Origin of the sequence: Citromicrobium bathyomarinum (assembly GCF_021021475.1) — a bacterium.
Taxonomy (GTDB): Bacteria; Pseudomonadota; Alphaproteobacteria; order Sphingomonadales; family Sphingomonadaceae; genus Alteriqipengyuania; species Alteriqipengyuania bathyomarina.
Map to the genome: position 1 here is coordinate 304,726 of NZ_JAINWL010000001.1, position 13,177 is coordinate 317,902.

Genomic DNA, 13,177 nt, shown 5'->3' on the forward strand with positions numbered 1-13,177 from the left:
GGCCATGACCGGCGCTAACGCGGAAAAGCCAGCATCAACTCGTCAATCATCGTCTCAGGACGGTGGCGGCGATTGTGACGAAACTCGAACTCCCCCAGATACTTCGGAAGATGCTTCGCGCTGACATGAATATGCGTCCCGTTGATGCCGCGCTTTAGCTGCGACCAGAAGCCTTCAATCGACTGTACATGCGAGCCGGTGCTGCTGACGTACTGGCCCGCGTTGTGATTCACCCGCTCGTGCTTGTAGCCAAGCTCGCCCAGCACGCGGTAGCTGTGCAGGTGGTCGGTGTGAATGAGCGTTCCCTTACGCACTGCCGCCTCGATCTGCGGCAAGAGGGTTGCACGGCGCTGGTTCGGAACGACGCGGGTAATCAGGTTGCCGCCGCGCTCCACCATGCCCAGCACGACGATCTTGTTCGCAAGGTTCGGGCCTTGGCGACCGGTGCGGCTCTTGCCGCCGATGAACGTCTCGTCGATTTCGACTTCCGAGCCTTCGCCGCCCACCGGATCGTCACCGTCCACCATCGCCATATATTTGCGGATTTCATGGCACATGCGCCATGCAGTTTTGTAGGTGACGCCGATCTGGCGCTCGACTTCCTTGGCCGCGACACCGTTCCGCGTCGAGCAGAACAGGAACATGACGTAGAACCAATCGCGCAGGCTCGTGCGGGTGCGATGGAAGGGCGTTCCAGCGGTCGGATAGACTTGGTGGCCGCAATGCTCGCAAGCATACGAGCGGCGCTTCTTGACCCGATAGAACTTGGCCTCAACGCCGCACGCTTCGCAGTCGTGACGCTCGCCAAAGCGGACGATCTTTAGGTGTTCCAAGCAACTTTCCTCGGTGGGGAAGCGGTCTTGAAACTGGCGAAGGGTGGGCTGTTTGGGCATACCCATTATGTAGCAGATTGGCCTACTTGTCGCAAGGGGATAATGTCGAACATTTTCGACATCATTCGGTTCACATATGCAACGGAATTCACTTCAAGGTTGGAGAGACCCTTGGCTCGGAGGTTTGAGCGAATGTGCTTTCAGGAAGGCCCGAGAGCGCCCCAATCCAGTCAGGCGACAGTCGAAAACTGGTCTTCAGTTCATCCACAGAAAGCTTCCCTGACTGCAGCGCAAGATCCGCCACTTTTCGGAGCAGGAGAGGCTGCTCTAGCGGGATGCCCTCCGGTCCATCAAGCGGCTCTCTAGTGCGCCATTTCTTACGAGAAATCTCTTTATAAAGGTTGGTCACTTGGCGGTCGTCAAATATTCCCAAGTCCTTACAGCGATAAATCATTGCCTGAATCGCGACCTTCCAGCGCCGTTTTAAATCAACAAACGCCAAAAGGCGCGGAGAATATACTTCGTTGGGAAATGATTTACGAGGCAGCAAAAAGGCCGCTGAAAATCGATCCGCTTCTTTTTCAATAGCCTTTAGACTTGCCGGGTCCTCAATGTCTTCTTGTGTGATCCACCTGTGGGCGCACAGATGACCTAACTCATGGGCAATATCAAAGCGCGAGCGAACGGCACTTCCTTTATCGGAAGCCAAGAAAATGAAGGGACGATCACCGTGCCAAAAAGAAAATGCTTCAATGTTCTCTCCGGGTACCTCGACACGACATACGATTACACCCTTCGCCTCCAATAAACGAACCACGTTCGAAATCGGCCCGAGCCCTAGACCAAAGTGCGCCCTTACTCTTTCGGCCATTTCTTCGATTTCTTCCTCGGAATATCGCCCATCTGGCGCATCTGGTTCGAACGACGGCAAATCTACTTCTGGATAGTTGACCAATGGCTCGAAAGTATAAGCCAACTCGCCAAGCCACTTCGAGTAGATCGAACAAGCCATATTGCGGCGGTTCGTGTCCTGCCCAACCTTCCGGTAAAATAGCGCGCTTGACTCTCCAAAAGTGGGCAGTTCCTCGCGCGTAAAGAAGCTAATCGGCTGGCCGAGATTGTGTGCGATAGCAGACATCGTTTCTGGCTCAGGAAACTTCGCCCCGTTTTCGTAAGCTGAAATCGATTGGCGTTTTACGCCAACGAGATTTGCCAATTCTGTTTGGTTCAGGCGCTTCGCAAGCCGAGCTTCTTGAAGCCTTGCTGGAATCAATCGCCGCCCGGAATCAACTTCGCGGGCGGCGTTCGGGAAGCGAAGAATGTTGTCATTCGCTGCCGACATGGTCCCTCCTAAACTTTTCAACGTCTTGCTTTAGCTGCGCCAACGCATCAGCATCAAAATCTGTGTCTTCGAGGGGTGGGCCTTCCGGTTCTACCACATGTGGCACACCCATCAGGTTTGCCGTGCGATACCGGTAGTCTCGCCCGTGAACTGGATCAGGGATACATAGGTGGGCAAAATTCAAATTCTGATGCCCGTGTGTCAGCAGAATGTGTGGCTCGCCAGCAAGCACATGATCGTCTTCGAAGCCGGGCAAATCAAGAAATGGCTCATTCGCCAACCTCTTGTTTTGACGAAACAGCACATTCCGCGGTTGTTTTACGGGGTCCGCGACCTGACTGATCGTGATAATGGAGTGAGAGGCGCGCAAAGCAAGATAACGACCAGTGGGGCGCTCAAAATACTCCCACGACTTGTCGAACGGCAACGCACCAGTCTCAACAAGGCGGCTGAATGCCGCGTCCACCGACCAAGCGATGATACGCCCACTCTCTCCCCGCCTTACAGCTGACTCCAATAGGGGGTTGTCGGCGATAAGGTCTGCAGCCGCCCGATATGCAGTCTTCAAGGTCGACGGTATCAGGGGGCGCAGTTCCGTGGGAAATTGATCGTCAAGGAAAACGCGGGGGTTGGTCGGCATGGGGTCATCCGGATGCAGTTGGGCGTGCGCAACCAAATGCGATTTTTTTACGTTTTTGTCAACCACTCCTTACTGACCGTTGCTTCGTTGCAGCTTTCCCGCCCTCAAAACCCCCGCGCCACCGCGAAATGCGCGGCTTCGACCATCGCCTCGCGCGCCTTGCCGTCGGGGAAGATCGACAGCGCATCCGCCGCGCGCTGCGCGAAGTGCCGGGCGCGGTCGCGGGTGGCGGTGACGCAGTCGTGGCGTTCGACCAGCGATACCGCGTGGGCGAGGTCTTCGTCGGAGGTGCGGTGGCCGAGGATTGCGGCCTCCCAGAACTTGCGCTCCTCCGCGTCGCCGCGGGCGTAGGCGAGGATCACCGGCAGGGTCATCTTGCCTTCGCGGAAGTCGTCGCCCCGGTCCTTGCCCATCTCGGCCGCGTCGGACGAATAGTCGAGCGCGTCGTCGACCAGCTGGAACGCGATGCCGAGGTTGCGACCGTAATCGTCGAGCGCCTGCTCCTCCGCGTCGCTGCATTCGGCGACCACCGCCGCAATGCGGCTGGCGGCGGCGAACAGCGCGGCGGTCTTGGAGCCGATGATGTCGAGATAGCGCTGCTCGCTGGTGGTGATCTTGCGCTGCGAGGTCAGCTGGGCAACCTCGCCCTCCGCGATGATCGCGCTGGCCGAGCTGAGGATTTTCAGCACTTTCAGGCTGCCATCCTCGGTCATCAGCTCGAACGCGCGGCTGAACAGGAAATCGCCGACCAGCACGGTCGCCGGATTGCCGAAGATGATGTTCGCCGCCGCCTTGCCCCGGCGCATCTCGGAGCCATCGACCACATCATCGTGCAGCAGCGTGGCGGTATGGATGAACTCGACCGCGGCGGCGAGCTTGTGGTGGCGCGTGCCGTTATAGCCGACCAGCTCCGCCCCGGCGAGCGTCAGCATCGGGCGCAGCCGCTTGCCTCCGCCCGAGATCAGGTGACCCGCAAGGCTCGGGATAAGCGGAATTTCGCTCTGCATCCGATCGAGGATCACGGTGTTGACCGCGTTCATTCCCGACGCGGTGAGCGAGAGCATCGCATCGATCGAGGCTTCGGGTGCGCCAGACGCTTTACGGAGTGGGACGATCTCGGCGGTCATTACAGCGGGCCATGGCCAAGCCCCGCGATCATTTCAAGCGTCATCGCGCATCGCGCTCATGCCCGCGTCGCAATCACTGTGCCCTTTTCGCCGCAGGTCGGGCGCGATTGCCGCCTGTGCCGTCGCAAGGTTGCGGCTGGTGCAAAAACCGCATAGAATTCTCCGTTCAGGGAAGAACTTGGAGATTTACTGATGAAGTTTGGCAAAACCTTTGCCGTAGCAGCTGCTGCAACCCTCGCCGTCGCGCCGATCGCGGCGCAGGCCGACGTCCGCACCGCAGCGCCGGTTTCGGATGAGAGCGAAATGGGCGGCGGCTACACTCCGCTGATCATCCTCGCCATCGTCGGCCTGGGTATCGGCATTGCGGTTTCGGGCGACAGCGACAGCGTCAGCAACTAAGCCGACGCATTATTTGCCTTTTCAGGTAGGGGCGCGGGGCAACTCGCGCCCTTTTTCGTATCGGTTCTACGCGATATTGCCACAATTCGTCCTAAAATAGTCGCAAGAAGGGAACCTCCTTAAGGATGACACCTTCTGTACGTAAGGGCTGGTGACCGCTTGGTCTCTGGCCCTTTCGCTAATCGAGTTTCAATAGAAGGGGTTTAAAGACCTATGAAGTACGGAAAGCTTACCGCAGCGCTGGCCGGTGCCACGCTCGCCATCACCCCCCTCGCCGTGCAGGCGCAGACCCGCGATGCCGCGCCGGTCGAAAATGAAGACAGCCTCGCCGGTGGCGGTGCCATTGCAGGTATCGCCGCAGCAGCGCTGGTCGGCCTGGTCGTGGTTGCCGTCGTCACTTCTGATGACCGCGACATCAACGAACCGCCGCTGAGCGCCTGAGCCTAACGCACAGGATCGAATACGGAAAAGGGGCGCTTCGGCGTCCCTTTTTTGTTGGCTAAGTCTTGCTCGCCGCAGCGCATCAGCTACGCGGAAGCGACAGGCGAACAAGCAGGCCGCCCAGATCCTCGCTCTCCGCCAGGTCGACCGATCCGCCGTAGATTTCCGCCACGTCGCGCACGATGGCGAGGCCGAGTCCAGTGCCCGGTTTGCCGGTATCGAGCCGCGCACCCCGATCAAAAATCTCGACCCGCTTTTCCTCGGGGATGCCCATCCCGTCATCCTCCACCCAGATCACGCAGCGGCGATCGTCGGGCTCGGCATCGATCGTCACGAACACGCTGCCCCCACCATACTTCGCCGCGTTCTCGATCAGGTTGCCGAGGATTTCGTCGAGATCCTGACGTTCGATCGAGACCTGCGCGTCCTTCGATCCGTCGATGTCGAACCGCACGTCGGAATAGAGGCGCTCGATCGCACGGCGGACCGCTTCCGCGCTGTCGCGCACCGGGGTTCGCGCATGACCCACCGCGCGGCGTCCGACCGCGCGGGCGCGGGCGAGATGGTGGTCGACATGGCGGCGCATCGTGCGCGCCTCGCGGATCACCGTATCGGCCAGATCGGGCGCGTGTGCGGTCGCAGCGTTGTTGACCACGGTCAGCGGGGTCTTGAGCGCATGGGCGAGATTGCCCGCATGGGTGCGCGCCTCTTCCGCCTGCCGCTCCGAATGTTCGAGGAGCATGTTCAGCTCCTGCACCAGCGGCTGGACCTCCAGCGGCAGCGGGTCGGTCACCCGGTTGCTGCCGCTGGTGCGGATATGCTGGATCGCGGTGCGGATACGGCGCAGCGGGCGCAGGCCGACATAGGATTGCAGCAGCACGAGCACCAGCAGGCCCAGCCCCAGGATCACGAAGCTGAGCACCAGGATGCGGCGGATGCGGTCGATCTGTTCGTCGATCTCCGCGCGCGACTGCGCAACCGCGAAGGTCCACATCGTGTCTCTGCCGGGCAGGGTCGTATCGCGCTGGGCGATGCGCAGCGGCTCCCCGCGGAACTGCCTGCTGTCGTAATAGACCGGCTCGTCCTTCGCCGAAGTCCTGAGTTCCAGCGCCTCGTCCCACAGCGATCGTGAAGGCAGCACGTCGATATTGTTCAGATCGACCGGCTCTCCCGAGGGGCTGATCTGGTAATAGAGGCCCGAATTGGGCTCCATAAAGCGCTGGTCGCCCATCGGGCGGGTCAGCCACACCTCACCGCCGGGCTGGATCTCCGCCGAGGCTATCAGCGCGGTCAGGTTGTTGTTGAGCTGGGTGTCGAAATTGGTCTGGACCAGATTGGTCAGCGTGCGATCCAGCGCCAGCCCCCCGCCCAGCAGCAGGACGACGATCCAGATCGCGGAAATCGCGATCATGCGCCACGTCAGGCTGCCCGTATGGGGCGCGACGAAATCGCGCGGCGGCTCCTGATAGGCCTCCCCCGCCACCCGATCGGGCGCACGCGGATCGCGCCTGCCGGAGGGCCGCGTCAACGACCCGGCCGGCGGCGCGCCGTTACGCGCGGGGGGCGTCGGCGGGGTCGTCGAGGCTGTAGCCAAGGCCACGGATCGTTGTGATGACTTCCGCGCCCAGTTTCTTGCGGATGCGGGTAACGAAGACCTCGATCGTATTCGAATCGCGGTCGAAATCCTGATCGTAGATATGTTCGATCAGTTCGGTGCGGCTGACCACCTTGCCCTTGTGGTGCATGAGGTAGCTCAGCAGCTTGTATTCCTGCGCGGTCAGCTTGACCGGGTCGCCCCCGCGCGTGACGCGGCCCGAACGGGTGTCGAGCCGCACGTCGCCGGCAGTCAGTTCGCTGCTCGTATTGCCCGAAGCACGGCGGATCAGCGCGCGCAGGCGGGCGATCAGTTCCTCGGTCTGGAACGGCTTGGCGAGATAATCGTCAGCGCCCGCGTCCAGCCCGGCAACCTTGTCGCTCCAGCTGTCGCGCGCGGTCAGCACCAGCACGGGGAACCTGCGGCCTTCCTTGCGCCACATGCCGAGCACGGTCAGCCCGTCGATTTCCGGCAGGCCGAGGTCGAGGATCACGGCGTCGTAATCCTCTGTCGAGCCCAGATAATGGCCGTCTTCGCCATCGGTCGACAGGTCGACCGCATAGCCGTTCTGTTCCAGCGTCGACTTGAGCTGCTGGCCCAGCGTCGGCTCGTCTTCCACGATCAGGATGCGCATCGGCGTGTGGTCCTTGTCACTTGGCAAGTATCTTGAACAAGGCCGCTCCTTGAAGCGAATGGCGCGTCATCGTCAACAACGGGGCCTCTTTTTCCGCCGGACGCTTAGCGCGCGCGGCTCAGGACGCGGCCCGTGCGGGCATCGATATCGACAAAGGTCACGCGGCTGTTGCGCATGAACTTGAGGCGATAGGCCATCGCGCCAGGATCGTACGCGGGGCCCAGATATTCGTAGCAATCGCGCCCGCCGCCACTGTTGGAACAGACCGGCGCGTCGAGCGAGCGGAACACGATCGCCTCGATCTGGCGCAGTGGCAGCGCCCTGCCCGACTGGGTATCGCGCCGCGCCGCTTCCTGCGCGGGATTGCTCTGGGCAAACGCGGGCGCAGGTGCGGCGACGAGCGCACATCCCAGAAGGAGCGAGGCGAGGAGCGATTTCATGATGCGCACAGCGATAGGCGGAAACCATTGAATAGCCTGTGAATACGACACGCCACCATCCGTTCAGGTTTCCGCCTCAATTTGTGAACAATCGCCTTAATTGACCGCCTCGTAGGTCACGCTGACCGTCACGCCTGTTTCGACCATTCCGGCCTGGACCGGCGGCGCACCGCCGATGCGCGATCCGGTCACGCGAATTGCGTCGGCGCTGTATTCGCGCGCAGAACCCTGCACGCTTTCGGAGATCTGCAGAACCCGGACATTGGAGTACCCGGCGACGCGCGCATAATCCAGGGCCATACCGCGCGCACGTTCCAGCGCGCGCTTGCGCGCCTCTGCCTTGGGCCCGGTATCGTCGGAGACCGAGAAGCTGGGACCATTGATATCATTCGCGCCCGCCTTCACCAAAGCATCGAGCACCGCGCCGACTTCTTCGGTATCCCTCAGCTTCACGCGCACCTGATTGGATGCCTGATAGCCGCGAAAGACCTGCTGCTGGGTTTGCTGGTCGTAATCGAAGCGTGCGCCCAGATTGATCCGGGTGGTCTGAATGTCGCGTTCGGGGACGCCGAGCGATTTCAGCCGGTCGATGACTCGCTCCATCTGCGCGGAGTTCTGCGACAGCGCCTCCTGCGCGGTTTGCGCCTGGGTGGTCACGCCTGCGCTGATGGTCACCGTGTCAGGCTCCACCTCGACCTGTTCGTTGACCACCAGTTCGATCACCGGCCCGGTGGCCTGAACCTGAATTTCGGCAGCGATCGCGGGGCTTGTAGCCAGAGCTGTTGCGGCAAGGACGGTGGGTACGATGGCGGTGCGGATCATCGGCATTCTCCAGACGATTGCTGTTTTCCAGCAGTTACCCGCAAGCATGGGCTCGCGGAAGGCTTGTGAGTTAGCTCTTCGCGCCTTAACTCGCCGCAACAATGGCTCAGCCTCCAATTCTTTCCTGGGAAAATCTCGGCCTCCAGCAGGGCGGCCGGTGGCTGTTCGGCGGCCCGAACCAGGATAATATCGACTTGCACATCGGCCCGCGCGACCGGCTCGCGCTGATCGGGCGCAACGGCGCGGGCAAGACCACGCTGTTCCGGCTGATCGAGGACAAGCTCGATGCCGACCAGGGCCAGCGCAAGGTGAAGCCCGGCACGCGGATCGTGGTGCTGGAGCAGGATCCGGACGTCTCGGCTCACAAAACTCTCATGGACTTCGCACTCGGGGGCGAGAACCCGCCCGCCGAACACGAGGTCGAGGCGATCGCAGGCCAGCTCGGCATCGACATGAGCCGCGAGTGCAAGGGCGCGAGCGGGGGCGAGAAGCGCCGCGCCGCGATCGCCCGCGCGCTGGCGCAGGACCCGGACCTGCTGCTGATGGACGAGCCGACCAACCACCTCGATCTGGCCGCGATCGACTGGCTGGAGAGCTGGCTCGACCGCTACACCGGTGCCTTCGTCGTCATCAGCCACGACCGGACCTTCCTCAAGCGCCTGACCCGCGCGACGCTGTGGCTCGACCGGGGCACGATGCGGCGCAAGGAAGTCGGCTTCGGCGGGTATGAAGCTTGGGAAGAGCAGGTCTATGCGGAGGAAGCGCGCGCGGCGGAGAAGCTCGACGCGAAGTTGAAGCTCGAGGCGCACTGGCTCGAACGCGGGGTGACCGCGCGGCGCAAGCGCAACCAGGGGCGGCTGGAGAAGCTGTGGCAGATGCGCGCCCAGCGCGCCTCGATGATTGACACCAGCGGCACTGCAAAGCTGAAGCTGGCGACGGCGGAGGACTTCAAGAGCAAGTCGGTGATCGTCGCCGATCATGTCTCCAAGTCCTATGGAGACCGAACGATCATCCGCGACTTCTCGCTTCGCATCCAGCGCGGCGACCGGATCGGGATCGTCGGCGCGAACGGCGCGGGCAAGACCACGCTCCTGAAGCTTCTGACCGGCGAGATCGAGCCTGACAGCGGCACGGTCGACATCGCCAAGACGCTGACCGGGGTGATGATCGACCAGCAGCGCAGCCTGCTGGGCGAAGGCAAGACCGTGCGCCAGGTGCTCGCCGAAGGTGGCGACTGGATCGATGTGCGGGGCAATCGCAAGCATGTTCAGGGCTACCTCAAGGAGTTCCTGTTCGATCCCGGCATCGTCGACACCAAGGTCGATATCCTCTCGGGCGGCGAACGCAGCCGCCTGCTGCTGGCGCGCGAGTTCGCCCGTGCGTCCAATCTGCTGGTGCTGGACGAACCGACCAACGACCTCGACCTCGAGACGCTCGACCTCTTGCAGGAGGTCATCGCGGACTACGAGGGCACCGTACTGATCGTCAGCCACGACCGCGACTTCCTCGACCGGACTGTCACCGTCACGCTCGGCCTCGACGGGTCGGGCAAGGTCGATGTGGTCGCGGGCGGGTACGAGGACTGGGTCGCCAAGCGCCGCCAGCCCGTCGCAGGCAAGAGCAAGGCACCCGCTAAAGCGAGCCCGCCGCCTGCCCCGCCCCCGCCCAAAGCGGATAAGCTCTCCTACAAGGATCAGCGCGATTACGATACGCTGCCCGAGCGGATCGAGGAGCTGGAGCTGGCCATCGCCCGGGGGGAGGAAATCCTCGCCGATCCGGAGCTGTACAGCAAGGACCCGCAGCGCTTCGCCACGATCATGAAGGGCATCGAGAATGCGCGGAGCGAGAAGGACGAGGCCGAGGAACGCTGGCTGATGCTTGCCGAGCGGGTGGAGGGTTGAGCACAGAGACGCTGCACGCAGATATCGCCGCCTGCCGGGTGTGCGAGACCGCGCTGGGCTTTGCACCGCGACCGGTGGTCCAGTTCTCTTCCACAAGCCGCATCCTCATCATCGGGCAGGCACCGGGCAGCAAGGTCCACGCGAGCGGCATCCCATGGGACGATGCCAGCGGCGACCGGCTGCGCGAATGGACCGGCCTGAACCGCAACCAGATGTACGACGCAGAGCAGGTCGCGCTGGTCCCGATGGGCTTCTGCTACCCCGGCAAGGCGAGTGGCGGCGACCGGCCGCCGCGCCCCGAATGCGCACCGCTGTGGCACGAGCGCGTGCTCGCCGCCCTGCCCGACGACCGGCTGACGCTGCTGGTCGGCAGCTACGCCCAGGCGGCCAACCTGCCCGAGACGCGCGGCTGGACCATGGCCCGGCGGGTCGAGCATTGGCTGGAGACCGACGGCGCCGCCTTCGATGGCGCGATCCCCCTGCCCCACCCCGCCTGGCGATCGACCCTGTTCATGCGCAAGCACCCCTGGTTCGAAGCCGATCTGCTGCCGCGTCTGAGAGCGCGGATCGCCAGTCGGCTCGAGCATGCCTGACACACCTGACACACAGTCCAGGGGGTAAGAACGCACCCTCACCCGATGCGATAGAAATCGGCCACCCGCTCCAGCGCCAGCCTGAGCACCAGCTTGCCCGATCGCGCGGGCCAGTGCAGCGCGCGCTCCGCATCCGGCAGGTTCTCGCACGCGCACACCACCCGCCACAGCACGTCCGAGAGGCCGCTGCCCGCCGCCGCCAGCGCGCCGTCGAAGCGCTCCTTCGCTGCCATCTGCCGCTCCGTGGGGGAAAGCCCGGCATCCGGCCCGCCCTTGATTCGCACCGGGTCCCACCGCATCGTGACCGAGGGGCTCAGCTGCGCCTTCTCGTAATCGGCGCGCAGACGCTCGCCCGCATCGAACAGGCGGTCGCTCAGATGTCCCCGCGCGTGCAGCCAGGTGAGCGGACTTTCGGCGAGATTGACGGTGACAGATCGGCGCCTCGCACTGGGGCCACCGCTGCGGCGCGGCCCTTCGCTGGTCAGTTCACGTTCGGCAAGTTCGCGTCGCATGGCAGATAGTCTCCCCGGATTGATCGAGCGACGGCTTGCCAAGCGGGTGCAGGTGTAGGAAAGTGGTTTTTACCGATTTGGTGAAAGACCCACCCTGATGATAAACCGGATCCGCGATATTCGCAGGCAGAAAGGCTGGACCCTGGCCGATCTGGCGGAGGCCTGCACCCCGCCCACTACCGCGCAGACGATCGGCCGGCTGGAAACGGGCACACGCAACCTCTCGCTCAAATGGATGGAGCGGATCGGCAGCGCGCTGGGCGTCGATCCCGAAACGCTGGTCCGCTCGGACAAGGCGGAGCCGGTCGCGGTGGTCGCCGTGCTGGGCGACAGTGGCGCGCAGGCGCTGGAGACCCCGCGCGAGGCGATCCTGCCCGAGGCGATGGGAGCAACTGGCTCGCGGATGGTGATGCAGGTCAGCGCAAGCACCGGGGCGTATCGCACCGGCGACCAGCTATGGCTGCGTCAGATCGACCCGGCCAAGGCGGGCCAGGCGATCAACCGCGACGTGCTGGTGCCGCGCCGCGCGGGCCGCTTCGCCTTCGGCCGACTGGTGGATAGCGAACCGGGGCGGATCGCGCTGCTGCCCCCCGAACCGGGGCACAAGCAGGTTATCGTTGAGGACCCGGCGTGGATCGCGGTCGCCGAAACGCTGGTCCGGCCGTTGTGACGGGCACGCGCATGAAACGGCTGCTCTCGCTCGCGACGCTGTACCCTAACGCGGCCCGCCCGCGCTTCGGCACTTTTGTGGCCAGTTCGATGCAGGCGCTTGCCGCGCGGCCCGACTGGGAAGTGACGGTGATCAACCCGATCGGCCTGCCGCCGGTCAGGATGGGCGAATATCGCGCGCTGGAGGAGGCGGCGGTCGACGGGCGCAGCAATGGGCTGAGCGTGTATCGCCCCAGCTTCACCCTGCTGCCCAAGGTCGGCGGACGGCTGAACCCGGCGATGATCGCAAGAGCCGTGCTGCCGCTGGCGCGCAAACTGCACGCACGGCAGCCCTTCGACATGATCGACGCGCAGTTCTTCTACCCGGACGGCCCGGCCGCTGCCGCGATTGCCCGGGCGCTGGAGCTGCCGCTGGCGATCAAGGCGCGCGGCGCGGACATTCACTACTGGGGTGCGCGCGGCTTTGGACGGGCGAAGATGCTCGACGCGGCGCAACAGGCGGACCGGCTGCTCGCCGTGAGCGAGGCGCTGGCGCAGGATATGGCAGCTCTCGGGATGGATCGGGGCAAGATCGCGATCCACTACACCGGGCTCGACCGCGACCGGTTCCGCCCGCTGCAGAACGCAGGGCTGCGCAGGATGCTGGGCGAGCGGCTGGGCGTGGCGCTGCCCGAAAAAGGACCGCTGATTGCGACGGTCGGCGCGCTGATCGAGCGTAAGGGGCAGAAGATGGTCGTGCGCGCGCTGGCGCAGCTGCCCGATGCGCAACTGCTGCTGGTCGGCAAGGGCCCTGACGAGCCGCAGCTGCGCGCGCTGGCAGGCGAGCTGGGCGTGGCCGAGCGGGTCCACTTTTTGGGCCTGCTGGACCACGATCTGCTGCCGCTGGTGCTCTCAGCCGCCGATGCGATGGTGCTGCCCTCGGCCAGCGAGGGGCTTGCGAATGCATGGGTCGAGGCGCTTGCCTGCGGTACCCCGCTGGTGATCTGCGATGTGGGCGGTGCGCGCGAGCTGGTGCGCGGCCCGGCTGCCGGCGCGCTGGTTGCGCGCGACGGCGATGCGGTGGCCGAGGGTGTACGGGTGATCCTGCGCGATCCGCCAGCGCCGAGGGACACGGCGCAGATGGTCGAGCGGTTCGGCTGGGCCGAGCACGCCGAGGCACTCGACGCGATCTATTCGGAGATCATCCGGCGCTAGAAACAGCGAGGCCGCCCGCCCCTGTCGGGACGAACG

General features: G+C 63.8%; 15 protein-coding genes. 6 read left to right on the plus strand and 9 right to left on the minus strand.

From position 1 onward, the window contains the following. Window positions 1-14 precede the first annotated feature (14 nt). The 4 genes from K7H93_RS01585 to K7H93_RS01600 form a co-directional block, all read right to left on the minus strand. Window positions 15-893 carry an IS1595 family transposase gene (locus tag K7H93_RS01585; protein ID WP_230782096.1) on the minus strand — a complete coding sequence of 293 codons (879 nt, stop codon included), beginning with the start codon at window positions 891-893 and terminating at the stop codon, window positions 15-17. Window positions 894-981: 88 nt separating this feature from the next. Beyond that, the gene (locus K7H93_RS01590) at window positions 982-2,175 is read right to left on the minus strand and encodes an XRE family transcriptional regulator (RefSeq protein ID WP_230782098.1); all 1,194 of its coding nucleotides are present in this window, start codon (window positions 2,173-2,175) and stop codon (window positions 982-984) included. Continuing rightward, window positions 2,159-2,881, minus strand: a complete 723-nt coding sequence (locus tag K7H93_RS01595; protein ID WP_230782100.1) for a hypothetical protein — start codon at window positions 2,879-2,881, stop codon at window positions 2,159-2,161. Before K7H93_RS01595 ends, K7H93_RS01590 begins: the two co-directional genes overlap by 17 nt. A gap of 38 nt (window positions 2,882-2,919) precedes the next feature. Continuing rightward, window positions 2,920-3,942 carry a polyprenyl synthetase family protein gene (locus tag K7H93_RS01600; RefSeq protein WP_230782102.1) on the minus strand — a complete coding sequence of 341 codons (1,023 nt, stop codon included), beginning with the start codon at window positions 3,940-3,942 and terminating at the stop codon, window positions 2,920-2,922. A gap of 192 nt (window positions 3,943-4,134) precedes the next feature. On the opposite strand from K7H93_RS01600, the gene K7H93_RS01605 reads away from it, so the two are divergent. Together K7H93_RS01605 and K7H93_RS01610 are read left to right on the plus strand one after the other, a co-directional pair. Beyond that, window positions 4,135-4,341, plus strand: coding sequence for a hypothetical protein (locus K7H93_RS01605; protein ID WP_010239259.1), 207 nt, complete (start codon window positions 4,135-4,137; stop codon window positions 4,339-4,341). 213 nt (window positions 4,342-4,554) lie between these two features. Then, window positions 4,555-4,782 carry a hypothetical protein gene (locus tag K7H93_RS01610; protein WP_010239258.1) on the plus strand — a complete coding sequence of 76 codons (228 nt, stop codon included), beginning with the start codon at window positions 4,555-4,557 and terminating at the stop codon, window positions 4,780-4,782. A gap of 82 nt (window positions 4,783-4,864) precedes the next feature. Here the strand turns inward: K7H93_RS01610 and K7H93_RS01615 are convergent, their stop codons facing one another. The 4 genes from K7H93_RS01615 to K7H93_RS01630 form a co-directional block, all read right to left on the minus strand. Further along, the gene (locus K7H93_RS01615; protein WP_420840370.1) at window positions 4,865-6,310 is read right to left on the minus strand and encodes a sensor histidine kinase; all 1,446 of its coding nucleotides are present in this window, start codon (window positions 6,308-6,310) and stop codon (window positions 4,865-4,867) included. Window positions 6,311-6,332: 22 nt separating this feature from the next. Continuing rightward, window positions 6,333-7,010: a response regulator transcription factor gene (locus K7H93_RS01620; protein ID WP_010239256.1), complete on the minus strand. Its 678-nt coding sequence runs from the start codon at window positions 7,008-7,010 to the stop codon at window positions 6,333-6,335. Window positions 7,011-7,114: 104 nt separating this feature from the next. After that, window positions 7,115-7,450, minus strand: a complete 336-nt coding sequence (locus tag K7H93_RS01625; RefSeq protein ID WP_230782104.1) for a PepSY domain-containing protein — start codon at window positions 7,448-7,450, stop codon at window positions 7,115-7,117. Window positions 7,451-7,546: 96 nt separating this feature from the next. Next, entirely contained in the window at window positions 7,547-8,272 is a 726-nt protein-coding gene (locus tag K7H93_RS01630) for an SIMPL domain-containing protein (protein WP_230782106.1), read from the minus strand. A gap of 101 nt (window positions 8,273-8,373) precedes the next feature. Between K7H93_RS01630 and K7H93_RS01635 the strand changes: the two genes are divergently transcribed. After that, on the plus strand, window positions 8,374-10,173 hold the full coding sequence (locus K7H93_RS01635) for an ABC-F family ATP-binding cassette domain-containing protein (RefSeq protein ID WP_230782108.1): 1,800 nt from the start codon (window positions 8,374-8,376) through the stop codon (window positions 10,171-10,173). After that, window positions 10,170-10,766 carry a uracil-DNA glycosylase family protein gene (locus tag K7H93_RS01640; protein ID WP_230782110.1) on the plus strand — a complete coding sequence of 199 codons (597 nt, stop codon included), beginning with the start codon at window positions 10,170-10,172 and terminating at the stop codon, window positions 10,764-10,766. The genes K7H93_RS01635 and K7H93_RS01640 overlap by 4 nt, the downstream gene beginning before the upstream one ends. A gap of 38 nt (window positions 10,767-10,804) precedes the next feature. Here K7H93_RS01640 and K7H93_RS01645 read toward each other — a convergent pair whose 3' ends face one another. Beyond that, the gene (locus K7H93_RS01645) at window positions 10,805-11,278 is read right to left on the minus strand and encodes a DUF6456 domain-containing protein (protein WP_230782112.1); all 474 of its coding nucleotides are present in this window, start codon (window positions 11,276-11,278) and stop codon (window positions 10,805-10,807) included. Window positions 11,279-11,375: 97 nt separating this feature from the next. Between K7H93_RS01645 and K7H93_RS01650 the strand changes: the two genes are divergently transcribed. Together K7H93_RS01650 and K7H93_RS01655 are read left to right on the plus strand one after the other, a co-directional pair. Further along, a complete protein-coding gene (locus K7H93_RS01650; RefSeq protein WP_230782114.1) occupies window positions 11,376-11,948 on the plus strand; it encodes a helix-turn-helix domain-containing protein in 573 nt (190 codons plus the stop codon). A gap of 11 nt (window positions 11,949-11,959) precedes the next feature. Next, the gene (locus K7H93_RS01655; protein ID WP_230782116.1) at window positions 11,960-13,141 is read left to right on the plus strand and encodes a glycosyltransferase; all 1,182 of its coding nucleotides are present in this window, start codon (window positions 11,960-11,962) and stop codon (window positions 13,139-13,141) included. The last annotated feature ends 36 nt before the right edge of the window (window positions 13,142-13,177 follow it).